Genomic DNA, 14,476 nt, shown 5'->3' with positions numbered 1-14,476 from the left:
GGAAGTGGGGGACGTCCCCGTGCGGCTGGTCGTTGCCGGTCGTCCGCTTCTGCGGAGCTGCGGTGGTGCGCTCACCCTCGGAGAGCCGGTGCGTGTGTGCACCGAGGCCGGCAGGATCGCTTCGGTTGCCGACTGGGCGCGCGACGGGCACGAGGACCTCGGCCACCCCGATGCGGTCCTCGCCCCGGCGCTGAGCGACTCCCACGCGCACCTCGTCGCGGCAGCATCGGCGCGGACGGCGTTGGACCTCGCACAAGACGCGCCCCGGGACGTCGCGACTCTGCTTTCGCGGCTCCGGGAGTACACGGTGACGCGCCCGCCGGGGGAGTGGGTCCGGGTCCGAGGCTACGACGAGCACGCACTTCGGGAACATCGACACCCGACCGCGGGGGAACTCGATGAAGCCGTTCCGCAAAATCCGGTCCGGCTTCGGCACGCCACACTGCACGGTTCCTTGCTCAACGGGCTGGGAAGGCGTCGCGCGGGCTTGCCGGCCGCCGCCGGTTCGGATGCCCCGGCGCTGGTCGTCGGTCACGAAGAGGCGCTCGGTCTGCTGCGTGGCGATCGGGACGCAGCGTCGCTGAGGCTGCCGCTGGCAGAGTTGGGCGCCGAGCTCGCCGCCGCGGGAATTGCCTCCATCGACGACATCACCGCGAGCAACGATGCGGATCGGGTGCGCCTTCTCGCGGATGCGGTCGAACAGCGGTGGCTTCCACAGCGAGTTCGGGTGTGGCTCCGCGATGCGGGCGAGGAGATCGCCGCGCGCGATGTCGCCGCGGGCCGGGTCGAGATCGCCGGGGTGAAGTTGCTCCCGACCACCGAAGACGCGACGCGCACTGGTGCGTTCCACGCGGCGATCTGTCGCGCACGAGCGGCGGGATTGGCTATCGCCATCCACGCCGTGGAGCCCGACGTGATCGGGGGAGCCCTCGACGCTCTGGCTGCGGCACCCCCCAGGCGGCTCGGCGGGAGTCGCGCACCGGACCGCCTCGAGCACTGTTCGCTCTGTCCGCCGCATCTGGTCGAGCGGTTGGCGACGGCCGGCGTGGCGGTCGTGACGCAGCCGGGTTTTCTCGTTGCTCGTGGTCGGAAGTACGAGCGCGAGGTCGAGGAGCCGCTCTGGCCCTGGCTGTATCCCCTCCGCTCGCTGCGAGACGCCGGAGTCCTCGTCGCGGGGAGCAGTGATGCTCCCGTCATCTCCCCCGATCCTCGATTGGGGTTCGTTGGTGCGACCACACGTCGGTCCGCGGAGGGCGTATCGTTCGGTGAAGACGAGGTCGTCTCGGAAGCCGTTGCTTTGGAGATGTGCACGAGCGCGGCCGCGCGTGTCCGGGGTGATGCCGACGCGGATCTGCCCTGGCTTCGCGCGGGTAGCGCGGCGGACCTGGTCGTGCTCGAAACAGATCCAGTGAAAGACGGGCTCGCGAGTTGGCGTGCCGCCGAGACGGTCATCGGTGGTCGCAGGGCGGGGCTCGCGTCGTGAGGGCCAAACGGAATCCGGCGGTGCTCGTGTCGCGTGATCCGGTGGATCCTCGCGTTCTGAATTTGACGCTGAACCGTCCCCGCGTCTTGAACGCCTACGATCGCGACCTGCGGGATGCGCTCTTCGAAGGACTGGCTCTCGCCGCGGATGACGAGTCCGTCGCGGTCGTGGTCCTGCGCGGCGCCGGTCGGGCGTTCTCGAGCGGCGGTGACCTCGGCGAGTTCGGCACAGCCCCGTCCGCGGTCCGTGCGCGAGAGATTCGACAGGTGCGCGACGTCTGGCGCAGCTTGTCTACGGTTCCCGCGGTGACGCTGGCTTCGGTGCATGGGGTGGCGGCCGGCGGCGGTCTCGAGATGGCCCTGCTGTGTGATCTGATTCTGTGTGCGCAGGATGCGCGCCTGGGCCTCACCGAGACCGCGCTCGGGGCGATCCCCGGCGTCGGCGGCACCCAGACGCTCCCGCGGGCGGTGGGCGAGGGCCGCGCGGCCGAGATGCTGCTCGCGGGCCGGTGGATCGACGGTAGGGAGGCGGCGCGCACGGGCCTGGCCTCGAATGCCGTGCCCCACGAGCGCCTCGACGTGACCGCGAAGCGCTGGGCGCGTCGGATCGCGCGACTGGATCCTGTCGTGGCGCGTGCCTCGCTCGACGCGCTTCGGCGTGGTCGCGATTTACAGCTGGCGAACGGGCTCTCCCTTGAGAAACGGCTGGCGCGAAGGCTACCAGACCAGAGGTCATGAATACCTCGAATTTCCTCTCTTTGCCGGCTGCGATGTTCGAGGATCAGGAGATCCTGGTCTTCGGCGAGCATCGCGCCACCTACGCCGAGCTTCTCTCTCGTGTGCGTCGCCTTGCGAGTGCACTTTCCGCGCGCGGCGTGGCGAAGGGAGACCGGGTCGGTGTCCTCGCGACGAACTCGCATCAGTATGTGGAGTGCTACTACGCCGCGGCGATGGTCGGCGCGACGTTCGTGCCGCTGAATTATCGCGCCAAGATTCACGAGCTCGACCACATGATCAGCAGGGCCGAGCTGAAGATCCTGGTCTTCGAGGAACGGTACCGAGGGACGCTCGCCAAGCTCGAGGGAATTCCTGCCGGGATGCGTCGCGTAACGCTCGGGGGAGCCTCGGACGCCGACACCGAGTCGTTCGAAGCGTTGCTCGCATCGGGCACGGACGACTTCGAGGATATCGAGGTCGAAGAGACCGACACCTCAATCCTCATGTACACGAGCGGAACGACCTCGCTGCCGAAGGGCGTTCTCCTCACGTTCGGCGACTTTACCGCGTACGTCGTGGGCACCGTCGACATGGCTGATGGCGAGCCGCGTGGGGCAGCGCTGAGCTGCGTGCCGCTCTATCACATCGCTGGTGCGACCAACATCATGACGTCGTTGTGGACCGGGCGGAAGCTCGTGCTCTTGCCGCAGTTCGATCCGGCGGAGTGGATGGAGACGGTGCAGCGGGAGAAGATCACCCACGCGTTCGTCGTTCCGACCATGATGAAGAAGATTCTCGATCACCCGGAGTTCGCCTCGTTCGACCTGTCGAGTCTCACGAACCTCTCGTACGGCGGAGCTCCGATGCCGCTGCCGGTGATCCGGCGGGCGCTGGAGTCGTTTCCCTCGGGTTGCGGCTTCGTGAACGCGTTCGGCCAGACCGAGACCACCTCGACTCTGACCGTTCTCGGTCCGGACGACCACCGTCTCACGGGCGACGCCGAGAAGGACGAGCTGGTCCTGCGCCGCTTGAGTTCGATTGGCCGACCCTTGCCGGACGTCGAAGTGAAGGTGGTCGACGATGCGGGCAGGGAACTCGGACGCAACGAGACCGGCGAGATCCTCGTGCGCACGCCGCGCGTCATGAAGGGCTACGCCGGAAACGTCGAGGGGGGCGCGCGAACCGACGACGACGGGTACCTGCACACGCGCGACATGGGCTTCATCGACGAGGAGGGATATGTCTTCCTGATCGGTCGCGCCGATGACATGATCATCCGCGGCGGCGAGAATATCGCGCCGGCGGAGGTGGAGGGTGTGCTTCAGACGCATCCGGCGGTCGATGAAGTGGCGGTCCTCGGACTCGCGAATGAAGAGTGGGGCCAGATCGTCGCCGCCGCGGTCGTTCTGCGGCCCGGCCAGTCGGCTTCGCACGAAGAGCTCGGAGAGCATTGTCGCGCGCGGCTCGCGAGCTTCAAGAAGCCCGAGGTCGTGCAGATCATCGACGAGCTCCCACGGAATCCGCTCGGCAAGATCCTGCGCAACGACCTTCGCAAGCAGTTGGAAGGGGAGTAGGCGAGGGCGATGACTCGAGGTCGGTCTTCGGTCGACGTCGCGCGCAAGGCTGACGTCATCACGCTCACGCTTCGGCTTGGCTCGGGGCGGCTCGATCCAGACGTCCACGTCGCGCTCGCAGAAGCGTGCGGGATGATTGATCTCGACGATGACGTCCGCGCGGTGGTGGTGAAGAGCGCCGGTAAGGACTTCTGCGTTGGAGACGACGAAACGGTGACGGCCGACGCGCGCGATGGCATCGAGGCCATTGGTCGGCTTCGGGTTCCGTGTGTCGCGGTGTTGGCCGGGGACGCCCTTGGCGCCGGGCTGGAACTCGCTCTCGCCTGTGATCTCCGGATCGCCGCATCGGGCGCCAAGCTGGGCCTGCCGCAGACCGGTGCCATCCCGTTTCACGGAGGCACGCAGCGGCTGCCGCGGATCGTCGGCGCTGCACGGGCGGCTCGTATGCTCCTTCTGGGTGAAACCTGGAGCGCTCGACAGGCGAAGGAAGCCGGCCTCCTACAGATCGTATCGAAGCGCACCGATCTCGCGGCCGATCTCCGCAAGCTGGTCGCGACGCTGTCGGCGCGCGCTCCGATCGCCCAGCGCCTGGCCAAGGAAGCTCTGCGCTCGGCGGCTGACCTGCCTTTGGCTGAAGGCCTTCGACTCGAAGGCGATCTCTACGTACTACTCCACACGACCCGTGATCGGGACGAGGGCATTGCGAGCTTTCACCAGAAGCGGCAGCCGCGTTTCCAGGGTCGCTGAATCGAAAGGAATTGGATCCAATGGCGACGCAACTCGGAAAGATCTACCTGTGCGCGAAGTGCTCTTCGCAGTTCATCGTGACGAAGGCCGGCACCGGCGGGCTCACCTGCTGCGGGCAGCCGCTGGAGCAGAAGAAGTAGTCGGTTTCTAAGCGCCGGCCGTGCGCCGCGCTTCGGCGCGCCCGAGACGCGCGATCTCCACGGTGTCGGCGCTGGCATTCGGTGCGCCGCGGAGTCGATCGAGGTCGGCGGGCGTGTCGACGTCGAGCGCGGCACCAGCGCACTCGTGTATGACGGCCACGATCGCCTTGCGGCGCACTTGCTCGAGATGCCGCGCGAGGCTGCCCGGTCCGAACTCTGGCTCGAGGAGATCCGGCGGGCGCGCGACCACGAGATTTGTCCCGGTGCCATCGCTCGACGGTAGGAGGACGAGTCCGCGTTCCGGGAGACGCTCTACGGCTGCGCTGACGTCGTCCGGCCGAAGCAGGGGGAGGTCGCCCATGGCAATCACGACTCCGGTCGCGCCGCGGGCCGTGCAATGGGCGATCGCCTCGGCGACCGAGGCGTTCAGCCCGCCTCGTGCCTGCTCTGGGAGACCTTCGGCGGCGCTCGCCGCCGCGAGCTCGAGCGCCGCGGCGTCCCGGCTGATCACGACCGTGGCTTCTACGGCGGGGCACCCGCCGAGGGCGCGAAGTACGTCCGAAAGCATGGCCTTCGCGAGTCGTTCGCGCACGTCCTGCGCCAGGACCGGAGCGAGCCGCTCCTTGGCGGATTTGCCGAACTTGGCTGGTACGACGGCCCAGATCATCTCATCACGAGTTCCTTGCGCACCCGAGGTCCATCTGCAAAACGCTTCGCGTGCAGACCCGGAGCCCGGATCCATGCGCCTGATCGCCGGTGAGGCCAGGGGGCGACGTCTGAACGTCCCTCGCGGTCTACAGGTCCGGCCGAGCGGTGCTCGATTGCGTGAGTCGGCCTTTGGCATACTCGACCACCGAGATGCAATTTCGGGCGCCCGGGTGCTCGATCTGTTCGCCGGGATCGGGGCCCTGGGCCTTGAAGCACTCTCGCGGGGCGCGGCGCATCTGACCGCCGTGGAGAAGGAGCGTGACGTGGCACGGGTCCTGATGGAGAACGTTGCTCATTGTCGTTTCCAGGACCGGGTGCAGGTCCACGTGGAGCCGGCGCGTGCCGCGCTGGCGCGGATGGCCGGCAACCAGGCTCCGTTTGGTCTGGTCCTGGTCGATCCTCCGTACCGGCAGGGGTTGATCCCGGAGGCCCTCGACGATCTTTTGCGGTTCCATATGCTTGCCGACGGGGGGCGGGTTCTGATCGAACACGCACGGGACGAAACGGTCGAGACCCCGGCCGGTTATGACGTGGAACTCACGCGCCGCTGTGGAGACAGTCTGCTGAGCTTGTTGCGCCGCACACCCGCAGCAGAGTAGACGACGAGAGGATTTTCGAATGGCAGTCGCCAAGAAGAAAAAGCCGGTCCGCAAGAAGAAGCGTGTAGCTTCGGGAACCGGCCGGTCCTCGGTCCGGATGGCGAGTCCGCCAGAGGGCGACGACCGGATGGCGATCTATCCGGGCTCGTTCGATCCGATCACGAACGGGCACGTCGACATCATCCGTCGTGCCTGTCAGGTCTTCTCGAAAGTTACGGTTGCCGTGGCGTATAATCCGAACAAGGACGCCGCGATGTTCTCGCCGCAGGAGCGGATCAAGATGATTCACGACTCGCTTCCGGAGTTGAAGGGGCGAGTCAGCGCGGACTGCTTCACCGGTCTCCTGGTGGATTATGCTCGCTCCGTCGGGGCGGGGGTGTTGGTGCGCGGCCTCCGGGCCGTGTCCGACTTCGAGTACGAGTTCCAGATGACGATGATGAATCGCCATCTGTGTCCTGAGGTCGAGACCGTCTTCCTCATGGCGGGAGAGCAGCACTTCTACATCAGCTCACGCTTGGTGAAGGAGGTCGCGACGTTTGGCGGGGACGTGACGAGCTTCGTTCCGCCCGAGGTCCTGAAGCGCTTCCGCAAGCGCCTGAAGCAGCCGCGGACCTAACTGATCGGGGGCCTCGCGCGGGGCCCGAACGCACGAAAGGCGACTCCGGCCAGGGCCGGAAGTCGCCTTTTTCGTTCGTTCGCTGCCGTTCGCTCGAGAGCGGGGCTGCGGTAGGTCCGGACGGGACCTACTTGCGCATGTGCTTCTGGAAGATCGCTTCCGCCTTCGATGCGGCGGCTTCCGCCCGGTCGGCGGCCTGCGACGCGCGGGTTGCTGCGGCTTCGGCGCGTGAGGCGGCCTGCTCGGCCCGGTCGGCGGCGAGTTCTTCGGGGCTCGGGCCCTTCTTGGCGCAGCCCATTCCCAGTGTCGCTACGAGCGCCAGACTGAGCGCGGCACCGGTCACCTGATTCACCTTCTTCATCCAAACACCTCCTCTTCCTCTGCGTTCGGGGCGCGCCTCGCGGCCACGCAACGCCGTGCGCTGACAGGTATTCCCGTAATTTCGAAGGTTGCCATAGCCCCTGTGGCGAAACAAGCAGACCCGGCCGGGCGGGGGCGCGGCCGTCGTGCGTCGGTCATCGGAACCCGAAACCTTGTCTCTGGGAGCCCAACCTGTACCCTTGTGGATTCGCGAGCCGTGGGTCGAACGGACCCTCTGGGACGCCTTAAACCCTGACTGGACGGAGGTTTTGTCGCAATGGCGACGATGATCACCGACGAATGTATCAACTGCGGAGCTTGCGAGCCCGAGTGTCCGAACACGGCCATCTACCAAGGTGGAATCGAGTATGATTCCCTGGGCGGTGCGAAGGTCACGGCCATAAGCGACGAGATTTTCTACATCGTCCCTGACAAGTGTACCGAGTGCGTCGGTTTCTACGATGCAGAGGCCTGCGCCGCCGTGTGTCCGGTCGACTGCTGCATTCCGGACCCCAATATCCCCGAGTCCGAAGAGCTTCTTCTGAAGCGCGCGGGCGAGATCCATCCTGACAAGACCTTTGGTCCCGACTCCCCCTCGCGATTCAAAGAGGGAGCTGGTGGCGGCGATGAGGCTCCGGCCGATGGCGCGGCACCGGCACCGGCGGGTGCTGCAGCGCCTGCGGCCCTCGTGGCCGCGGGGCCGGCGCAGGTCATTCACCTTGGTAAGGTCGAAAAGAAAGTCGAACTCGCGGCACCGCCGGCGCGGACGGCCCCTTTTACCGGGGAGCTGCCGTCAACCTTCGAGGCCGCCCTGTCGGTCGTCGGACACGAGAGCGCCAGCGGTTCCGGTGGCACGCTCATTCGGACGGTCGTATCGCTCGCGCAGCCGCTTCTGGGCGCTCTGCCCGATTCCACCAAGCAGCGCCTCGAGACGACCTTCAACGACAAGCGCGTGTTCAGCGCGGCCGGGTCGACGGGTCTCAACATCCTCGCACATTGCGTGATCGTGCCGCTGATCGTTCTGGGCTTTGCGGTCGAGGTCGAGAACCTCAATCCGTACACCATGGAGGTCTGGCCCTGGTGGTTCTGGGCCATCATGGCGGTGACCGCAGAAGGCATCTGGCGTCTTCGTGATGCGGTGATCTACGCCAAGCCGACCGAAGAGGTGAAGTGGCGCGGCGCGATCTATGGCCCCGTTTTCATCCCGCTCGTCGCGCCGATCCTGTCGAGGGCGTCCTCGAGCCGCAAGGTCGGGACGGTGGGCTTCGAAGGCTACTACGAGACCGACGGCGCGTACGACGAGAAGACGGAGCGCGAGAGGCGCTACGGTGAGATATACACCTTCGACAAGAGGCCGTCGGGCTATCTTCTGCGGCTCGAACTGCCGCGGCAGATCCCGCCCTCGGGTGTGAAGGAGGAGCTCGGTCTCGGAGACGAAATGCCAGACTATGATCTGGATCTGTCGCTCGCGAGCGGCTGGTTCCAGGTGCATGGCAAGGTCGTCGACGAGCGGCTTCGCACGGTTGCCGCTACGGCGCCGGCGTTCCCCCCGGACTTCACGACTCGCATTCCTCTCGAGGAACGGTGCGTTGGTTTCTCTCATCGCGTGCGCAACAAGGTCTTGGAAGTCGTCCTGGTGAAAGCGTCGGCTGCGAGCCGCCTTCCCCGGATGGCGGATGCCGCCTGAAGCGAGGCTTTTGTCGCTGGGGACGCACCTGCCGGGTGCGGCCCTGGACAATGCCGCGTTGGCCGAGCGCCTCGGTGTGTCCGCGGACGCACTGCTCGAGTCGACTTGCGTCCGCGCGCGTCACTACGCTGGAGAGGGCGAGGGCCCGTCGGCCCTTGCCCAACATGCTGCCGAGCAGGCCCTTGCCGGAGCCGGTGTCACCGTCGACGACCTGTCGCTGATCGTGTTCGCGACGGCGACGCCCGACGTCACGTTCCCGGGCTCCGCCTGCTTCCTGCAGGACAAGCTCAGCGCCGGAACTGTGGGCGCGATCGACATTCGGGCACAGAGCGCGGGGTTCATTGCGGGCCTCGACCTCGCGATCGCGTTTTCGAGTGTGCCCGGCTCGGTGGCCGGCACCGGTGGTGGCCCGTCCCACGTCATGGTCGCGAGCGGAGAGGTGTTTTCGTCGGGACTCGACGAGTCTCCGCGTGGGCGAGAACTCACGTCGCGTCTCGCAGACGGTGCCGCGGTCGGAATCGTCGGACGCAGCGACGAGGGAGCACGCGTCGCGGCCTTGCGCTGGCACACCGACGGGTCGCTCGCCGAGCAGTTCTGGTGTGAGTACCCCGCGAGCGGTCGGTACCCGCTGCGGATCATGGCAGAGGACCTCGAAGCGGGTCTGCACTATCCGACCGCCGATCTGTCCGCTTTGGCGCCGGTGGTCCAGACGCGGCTCGGAGAGGTCGCCCGGGAAGTGCTGGATGAGGCGGGGTGGTCGGCGGACTCCCTCGAGGTCGCGATCATCGACTACATCGAACCGCGTGTCGCACGCGCGGCTGCGGCGGGTCTCGGGCTCGACGACGCTCGCATCGACGTCCCGACGGAGTCGTTCGGTCACGTGATGTCGGCCGGTCTCCCGCTTCGTCTCGCGGACTGGGAGTCGCGGCTCGCGCCGGGGGCGCGGGTCCTTCTGGCTGCCGCCGGTCCAGGTCTTGCCTGGGGCGCGGTCGCACTGGAGCTGGGGTGACGAACACGATGGTCGAGCGTACGCACATCCTCGGCGTCGGGCGCGCAGTGCCCGACAACGTCGTTACGAACGACGATCTGTCGAAGTTGATGGACACGTCCGACGAGTGGGTGCATCAGCGCACGGGCATCCGGCAGCGCCACCACATCGCGGCCGACTGCAGCGGGACCGACCTCGGCAAGATCGCCGCCGAGGAAGCACTGGCGGACGCCGGGCTCGGTATCGCGGATATCGATCTGATCGTGTTCGCGACGCTGTCGCCGGACATCGATTGGCCGGCTTCGGCTGGTCTGCTTGCCGCGAAGCTCGGCGCTTCGTCGATCCCCACGTTCGACGTGAGGAACCAGTGCTCGGGCTTCATCTACTCGCTGGCCAGCGCGGACGCGCTGATTCGTGCGGGCCGGGCGCGCCACGCACTGGTGGTCGGTGGAGAGATTCACTCGACCGGCATCGACCTGACCACCCGAGGGCGCGACGTTGCCGTGATCTTCGGCGACGGTGCCGGCGCTGTCGTTCTCGGTCCGTCGCCGGACGGCGAGCGCGGTCTTCTCTCGACCCACTTGCACGCCGACGGGAAGTACGCGGAGAAGCTGTGGCTCGAAGGTGCGGCCAGCCGGAGTAGGCCGCGCATCTCTCTGGAAGATCTCGGCGGCGAGGATCCCGTGGCGTTCCCGCGCATGCAGGGGCGCTACGTGTTCAAGCACGCGGTGACGCGGTTTCCGGAGGTCATCAATGAGGCTCTCGGCGCGAACGGACTCGCCATCGCCGACCTCGACGTCTTGATCCCGCATCAAGCGAATCTCCGGATCAACGAGTTCGTTGCCGCCGCGCTGGAACTCGAGGCGGACCAGGTCGTGAACAACATCGATCGCTACGGCAACACTACCGCGGCATCGATCCCGATCGCGCTGCATGAGGCAGTGAAGGACGCGCGCGTGTCCGAAGGAAAGCTCGTCTGCATGGCCGCCTTCGGAGCGGGGTTTACGTGGGCGTCGGCGCTGCTTCGTTGGTGAGCGCTTCGGACGCTTCGCGTGGTGTGTTCACGCTGCGTCCGATGGTCGAGGGGGACCTCGATCAAGTCGCCGCTATCGAGGCGGATTGGGCTCCGACGCCTTGGAGCGTCGCCACGTTTCGAAACGAGCTTTCGATACCGTTCTCCCTAGCGCGTGTGGCGTGTCCTCGTGGGTCGGATGCCGTCGCTGGCTATGTGGTCCGCTGGCTGGTTGCCGGTGAAGTGCATCTTCTCGCGCTCGCGGTGGATCGCGCCGAGCGAGGGCGTGGTCTGGGTGGATTGCTCCTTGACCAGTTGCTGTCGGAGGCGCACGATGAACGGATCGAGCTCGTAACGCTCGAAGTCGAAGCGACGAGTTCGATTGCATTACACCTGTACGCCTCTCGTGGCTTCGAGCAGGTCCGATGTCGTCCGAACTATTACGGGTCAGGGCGAGACGCGGTCGTGATGAATCGCCGGTTTGGATGCCGCGACGTGCCCTGAGGGCGGTTGCCCAAGCATCTGCTGCTGTACCCTCGGCGGGGATTTGGTCAGTTGCTTCAAAGCCAAATTTGCGCTATTTTATAAGGCTCACCGGGAGGTCCCAACGACATGTTTAAGGTTGGCGAGAAGGTCGTGTACCCCGCTCACGGAGTAGGGGTCATCGAAAGCGTTCAGAGCAAGACGATTGCGGGAACGGAGAAGAAGTTCTACATGCTCCGGTTCCTCGAGAACGACATGACCATCATGGTTCCGACCGAAAACGTCGATTCCGTGGGGCTCCGTCGGATCATCGGGAAGGACACCGTTTCCAAGGTCTACAAGATCCTTCGCGACAAGAAAGTCGAGATCGACCAGCAGACCTGGAACCGCCGCTACCGCGAGTACACCGACAAGATCAAGACCGGTTCGGTCCTCGAGATTGCCAAGGTGCTTCGAGATCTTTTCGTGCTCAAGGGCGACAAGGAGCTCTCTTTTGGAGAGCGCAAGATGCTCGATACCGCACGGAATCTCCTCGTGAAGGAGCTGGCGATCGCCCGGTCGCACTCCGAAGAGAAGATCATGGAGGAGCTGCGGACGATCTTCGCTCCGTAGTCGCCCGTCCTGCCGCGTACGCGCGGTGTGATTCGAGTCCGGCCCTGCTCAGCGCTTTGTCGTGGCGACGCCTTCATTGAGGCTGCCGCTGCGAAAACCCGCGAGATCCAGAACGACGCGCGTAAAGCCCGTGGCGCGGATGCGACCGACGAGTTCGTTTCGCACCCGGTCGTCTGAGCAGCGGTGAATCTCCGCCGTCGCGATTTCCAGGCGCGCCGTATCTTCTTCGAACCGCACGCGGAACTCGCGAAAGCCGAGGTCGTGCAAAACTTCTTCCGCTTGCTCGACGCGGCCCAGTCGTTCGTGCGTGATTGCGGTTCCGTACGGGAAGCGTGATGCGAGGCACGGCGAGGCCGGCTTGTCCCAGGTGGGCAAGCCGAGTGCGGCGCTGATCGCACGGATCTCGTCTTTGTGGAGGCCGACTTCGACGAGAGGGTGGCGCACCCTCTGTTCTTCGGCCGCATCGAGGCCCGGGCGGAAGTCGCCGAGGTCGTCGGAGTTGACGCCGTCCAGGATGACCTCGGCCCCGCGTCGGTCGGCGTGTTCGTGGCAGATACGGTAGAGGTTGTCCTTGCAGAAGTAGCACCGGTTGATCGGGTTCTTCGCGTAGTCGCCGACGACCATCTCGTCCGTCGGTACGACCTCATGCTCGGCACCGATCTCGGTGGCCAGGCGTTTGGCCTCTTCGAGCTCCCGCGCCGGCATCGATGCCGACGTCGTCGTGAGGGCCAAGGTTTCTACGCCGATCTCCTCGCGGGCGATGCGCAGGACGAACGTCGAATCGACGCCGCCGGAGAACGCGACGATCGCTTTAGGGATGCTTCGGAGGGCGCGGCGAAGCTGGTCCAGCTTCGCCGCCACCTCGGGAGTCAGGGCCGGTGCGTCCACGCTCATGTGCCTTCTCCTTCGCCGCGGAAGAGGTCGGTCGTCAGATAGCGCTCGCCGCTGTCGCAGAACAGGGTCAAGACAATCTTCCCCTCTCCGAGTTCGCGCGCAATCTCGATGGCGGCTGCGCAATTGGCTCCCGACGAGATGCCGGCGAGGATGCCCTCGCGGCGCGCGAGTGCGCGCGAGGTCTTGGTCGCGGTCTCGTCGTCGATCGGAAGGATGCGTTCATATGCGCTCGCGTGGAGGTTGGCCGGGACGAAGCCGGCGCCGATGCCCTGGATCCGGTGAAGGCCGGGCTCGCCGCCGGACACGACTGGGGATCGTTTGGGTTCGACCGCGACGACGAGGCAGCCGGGGCGCTCGGCATGGAGGGTCTGGCCGACGCCCGTCACAGTACCTCCGGTACCGACGCCCGCGACGAAGGCGTCGAGGTTCGGGAACTGCTCCAGGATTTCCGGTGCCGTCGTTTGGCGATGTGCCTCGGGGTTCGCGGGATTGCTGAACTGCTGCGGCATGAAGGAGTTCGGCTCGGCGGCGGCGATCTCTTCGGCCCGCGCGATGGCAGCACTCATGCCTTTGTTGTCCGGTGTGAGCTCGACCTCGGCACCGTACGCCATGAGGAGACTGCGGCGTTCTTGGCTCATCGTGTCGGGCATCGTGAGGATCAGCCGGTAGCCCTTCGTCGCGCAGACGAGAGCGAGCCCGATGCCCGTGTTGCCGCTGGTAGGTTCGACGACCACGTCACCGGGGCGGAGGCGGCCGGTCCGCTCGGCGTCTTCGATCATGCTGAGGCAGATCCGGTCTTTGACGGAGCCGCCGAGATTGGACAGTTCGAGCTTCGCCCAGACCTCAGCGTCGCCGGGCTCGGTCATACGGTTCAGGCGAACGGCCGGGGTGTTACCGATCAGATCGAGAGGCGATCGAGCAACGAGATTTGGGGCGGGCATCGGCTTGGATGCTAACGGAACCCCTGTGGAGATTGAAGACGGCTCCTCGGGTTCCCTCGTCCTCTTCCCGGGCGCTCTGGGCGATGCAGTGTGCGTCGAGCCGGCGGTCGCGTGGCTGGCCTCTCGGGGGCCTGTGACCTTTCAGGCGCGGGGTGCGGCCGCCGGGGTGGCCAAGCTGTTCCCGTCGCAACCGGAGACCGCCTCCCTCGACGCCGTCGAGGTGGCGCGCCTGTTTTCGCCGCTGGTGGGTGCGGATGGGAACGGGGATTGGCTGCGGCGGTATGAGCGCGTCGTGAGCTTCACGGGCTCCGCCAGTGCGGAGTTTACGGGTCGCTTGCGCGCGGCCGGCAACGCCCGGGTTTTCCCGTTTCCGAGTCGGGAGGGGCCCGGGCACGCCGTGGATGAGATGCTGGCGCAGGTGTCCGGCGGCCGGGCCCCGGGCGGCAGCGCCCCACGCCTGGGCCTTCCTGGGGGAGGCGCAGACTGCCCGGGCCGGCACCTGGTGATCCACCCCGGGAGCGGAGGGGCCGCAAAGAGGGCGCCCCGCGACTTGTTTCGAGAGGTGGGCAGCCGCTTCCGACGGGCCGCCGCGGGGCAGGTCTCGGTGCTTTTAGGGCCTGCGGAGTCGGGCGAGGACGATTGGTGGGCGGCCGAGGTCGGGGAGGTGCACCGTCCCCGTACTGTGCAAGAGCTGGCTCGTTGTCTGGTCGTGGCGCAGGTCTACGTCGGAAACGACTCCGGCCCGAGCCACGTCGCCGCGGCGCTCGACATCCGGAGCGTCGTCCTGTTGCGGGCCTCGGCCCCGGAGAGGTTCGCACCGCGGGGAGCCGGGGTTCGGTCGGTTCGGCTCGACGGGCCAGAGGACGGCGAGGCCGTCTGGGAGGCCGTGGAAGGCCCAGTTCCTTGACTTCCCCTG

General features: G+C 66.5%; 16 protein-coding genes and 1 pseudogene. 13 read left to right on the top strand and 4 right to left on the bottom strand.

Annotated elements, in window-relative coordinates; genetic code table 11:
* Positions 1 to 4: 4 nt before the first annotated feature.
* Genes P8R42_00350 through P8R42_00330 form a run of 5 tightly spaced genes read left to right on the top strand, consistent with a single transcriptional unit; the run spans position 5 to position 4,660 of the window.
* Positions 5 to 1,483 carry an amidohydrolase family protein gene (locus tag P8R42_00350; GenBank protein MDG2303095.1) on the top strand — a complete coding sequence of 493 codons (1,479 nt, stop codon included), beginning with the start codon at positions 5 to 7 and terminating at the stop codon, positions 1,481 to 1,483.
* The gene (locus P8R42_00345) at positions 1,480 to 2,220 is read left to right on the top strand and encodes an enoyl-CoA hydratase/isomerase family protein (GenBank protein MDG2303094.1); all 741 of its coding nucleotides are present in this window, start codon (positions 1,480 to 1,482) and stop codon (positions 2,218 to 2,220) included. Before P8R42_00350 ends, P8R42_00345 begins: the two co-directional genes overlap by 4 nt.
* Positions 2,217 to 3,773: an AMP-binding protein gene (locus P8R42_00340; GenBank protein MDG2303093.1), complete on the top strand. Its 1,557-nt coding sequence runs from the start codon at positions 2,217 to 2,219 to the stop codon at positions 3,771 to 3,773. Before P8R42_00345 ends, P8R42_00340 begins: the two co-directional genes overlap by 4 nt.
* A gap of 9 nt (positions 3,774 to 3,782) precedes the next feature.
* Positions 3,783 to 4,520 (top strand): enoyl-CoA hydratase-related protein, encoded by a 738-nt coding sequence (locus P8R42_00335; protein MDG2303092.1) that lies wholly within the window; start codon positions 3,783 to 3,785, stop codon positions 4,518 to 4,520.
* A gap of 20 nt (positions 4,521 to 4,540) precedes the next feature.
* Positions 4,541 to 4,660: a desulfoferrodoxin gene (locus P8R42_00330; protein MDG2303091.1), complete on the top strand. Its 120-nt coding sequence runs from the start codon at positions 4,541 to 4,543 to the stop codon at positions 4,658 to 4,660.
* A gap of 7 nt (positions 4,661 to 4,667) precedes the next feature.
* On the opposite strand, the gene cofC is transcribed toward P8R42_00330, so the two are convergent.
* On the bottom strand, positions 4,668 to 5,327 hold the full coding sequence (gene cofC / locus P8R42_00325; protein MDG2303090.1) for a 2-phospho-L-lactate guanylyltransferase: 660 nt from the start codon (positions 5,325 to 5,327) through the stop codon (positions 4,668 to 4,670).
* Positions 5,328 to 5,400: 73 nt separating this feature from the next.
* Between cofC and rsmD the strand changes: the two genes are divergently transcribed.
* Together rsmD and coaD are read left to right on the top strand one after the other, a co-directional pair.
* Complete coding sequence (gene rsmD / locus P8R42_00320) at positions 5,401 to 5,967, top strand: 16S rRNA (guanine(966)-N(2))-methyltransferase RsmD (GenBank protein ID MDG2303089.1); 567 nt, start codon at positions 5,401 to 5,403, stop codon at positions 5,965 to 5,967.
* Between the two features lie 127 nt (positions 5,968 to 6,094).
* Entirely contained in the window at positions 6,095 to 6,583 is a 489-nt protein-coding gene (gene coaD, locus P8R42_00315; GenBank protein MDG2303088.1) for a pantetheine-phosphate adenylyltransferase, read from the top strand.
* 127 nt (positions 6,584 to 6,710) lie between these two features.
* Here the strand turns inward: coaD and P8R42_00310 are convergent, their stop codons facing one another.
* Positions 6,711 to 6,944 (bottom strand): alanine-zipper protein, encoded by a 234-nt coding sequence (locus P8R42_00310; GenBank protein ID MDG2303087.1) that lies wholly within the window; start codon positions 6,942 to 6,944, stop codon positions 6,711 to 6,713.
* 276 nt (positions 6,945 to 7,220) lie between these two features.
* Here P8R42_00310 and P8R42_00305 point away from each other — a divergent pair.
* From P8R42_00305 to P8R42_00285, 5 genes and pseudogenes are all read left to right on the top strand, one after another.
* Positions 7,221 to 7,493: pseudogene (locus tag P8R42_00305) on the top strand (YfhL family 4Fe-4S dicluster ferredoxin).
* A 1,126-nt stretch (positions 7,494 to 8,619) separates the two neighbouring features.
* Entirely contained in the window at positions 8,620 to 9,639 is a 1,020-nt protein-coding gene (locus P8R42_00300) for a 3-oxoacyl-[acyl-carrier-protein] synthase III C-terminal domain-containing protein (GenBank protein ID MDG2303086.1), read from the top strand.
* Positions 9,640 to 9,647: 8 nt separating this feature from the next.
* Entirely contained in the window at positions 9,648 to 10,652 is a 1,005-nt protein-coding gene (locus tag P8R42_00295; protein ID MDG2303085.1) for a ketoacyl-ACP synthase III, read from the top strand.
* Positions 10,649 to 11,134, top strand: coding sequence for a ribosomal protein S18-alanine N-acetyltransferase (rimI, locus tag P8R42_00290; GenBank protein ID MDG2303084.1), 486 nt, complete (start codon positions 10,649 to 10,651; stop codon positions 11,132 to 11,134). The genes P8R42_00295 and rimI overlap by 4 nt, the downstream gene beginning before the upstream one ends.
* 108 nt (positions 11,135 to 11,242) lie before the next feature.
* On the top strand, positions 11,243 to 11,725 hold the full coding sequence (locus P8R42_00285) for a CarD family transcriptional regulator (protein ID MDG2303083.1): 483 nt from the start codon (positions 11,243 to 11,245) through the stop codon (positions 11,723 to 11,725).
* Positions 11,726 to 11,773: 48 nt separating this feature from the next.
* On the opposite strand, the gene larE is transcribed toward P8R42_00285, so the two are convergent.
* Both larE and cysK read right to left on the bottom strand, forming a co-directional pair.
* Positions 11,774 to 12,619, bottom strand: a complete 846-nt coding sequence (gene larE / locus P8R42_00280) for an ATP-dependent sacrificial sulfur transferase LarE (protein ID MDG2303082.1) — start codon at positions 12,617 to 12,619, stop codon at positions 11,774 to 11,776.
* Complete coding sequence (gene cysK, locus P8R42_00275; protein MDG2303081.1) at positions 12,616 to 13,560, bottom strand: cysteine synthase A; 945 nt, start codon at positions 13,558 to 13,560, stop codon at positions 12,616 to 12,618. Before cysK ends, larE begins: the two co-directional genes overlap by 4 nt.
* Before the next feature lie 25 nt (positions 13,561 to 13,585).
* On the opposite strand from cysK, the gene P8R42_00270 reads away from it, so the two are divergent.
* Positions 13,586 to 14,467 (top strand): glycosyltransferase family 9 protein, encoded by an 882-nt coding sequence (locus P8R42_00270; GenBank protein ID MDG2303080.1) that lies wholly within the window; start codon positions 13,586 to 13,588, stop codon positions 14,465 to 14,467.
* Positions 14,468 to 14,476: the final 9 nt, after the last annotated feature.

It is taken from the genome of Candidatus Binatia bacterium (genome assembly GCA_029243485.1).
Classification (GTDB): Bacteria; Desulfobacterota; Binatia; order UBA12015; family UBA12015; genus VGTG01.
The sequence above is the reverse complement of the archived record's forward strand: the minus strand, read 5'-3'. Positions and strand labels throughout refer to the sequence as shown.

Bases quoted from the DNA above. Each gene is read 5' to 3' on its own strand.
- P8R42_00340 (MDG2303093.1), top strand. From the start codon at position 2,217: ATGAATACCTCGAATTTCCTCTCTTTGCCGGCTGCGATGTTCGAGGAT.
- P8R42_00335 (MDG2303092.1), top strand. From the start codon at position 3,783: ATGACTCGAGGTCGGTCTTCGGTCGACGTCGCGCGCAAGGCTGACGTC.
- P8R42_00330 (MDG2303091.1), top strand. From the start codon at position 4,541: ATGGCGACGCAACTCGGAAAGATCTACCTGTGCGCGAAGTGCTCTTCG.
- cofC (MDG2303090.1), bottom strand. From the start codon at position 5,327: ATGATCTGGGCCGTCGTACCAGCCAAGTTCGGCAAATCCGCCAAGGAG.
- rsmD (MDG2303089.1), top strand. From the start codon at position 5,401: ATGCGCCTGATCGCCGGTGAGGCCAGGGGGCGACGTCTGAACGTCCCT.
- coaD (MDG2303088.1), top strand. From the start codon at position 6,095: ATGGCGATCTATCCGGGCTCGTTCGATCCGATCACGAACGGGCACGTC.
- P8R42_00310 (MDG2303087.1), bottom strand. From the start codon at position 6,944: ATGAAGAAGGTGAATCAGGTGACCGGTGCCGCGCTCAGTCTGGCGCTC.
- P8R42_00300 (MDG2303086.1), top strand. From the start codon at position 8,620: ATGCCGCCTGAAGCGAGGCTTTTGTCGCTGGGGACGCACCTGCCGGGT.
- P8R42_00295 (MDG2303085.1), top strand. From the start codon at position 9,648: ATGGTCGAGCGTACGCACATCCTCGGCGTCGGGCGCGCAGTGCCCGAC.
- P8R42_00285 (MDG2303083.1), top strand. From the start codon at position 11,243: ATGTTTAAGGTTGGCGAGAAGGTCGTGTACCCCGCTCACGGAGTAGGG.
- larE (MDG2303082.1), bottom strand. From the start codon at position 12,619: ATGAGCGTGGACGCACCGGCCCTGACTCCCGAGGTGGCGGCGAAGCTG.
- cysK (MDG2303081.1), bottom strand. From the start codon at position 13,560: ATGCCCGCCCCAAATCTCGTTGCTCGATCGCCTCTCGATCTGATCGGT.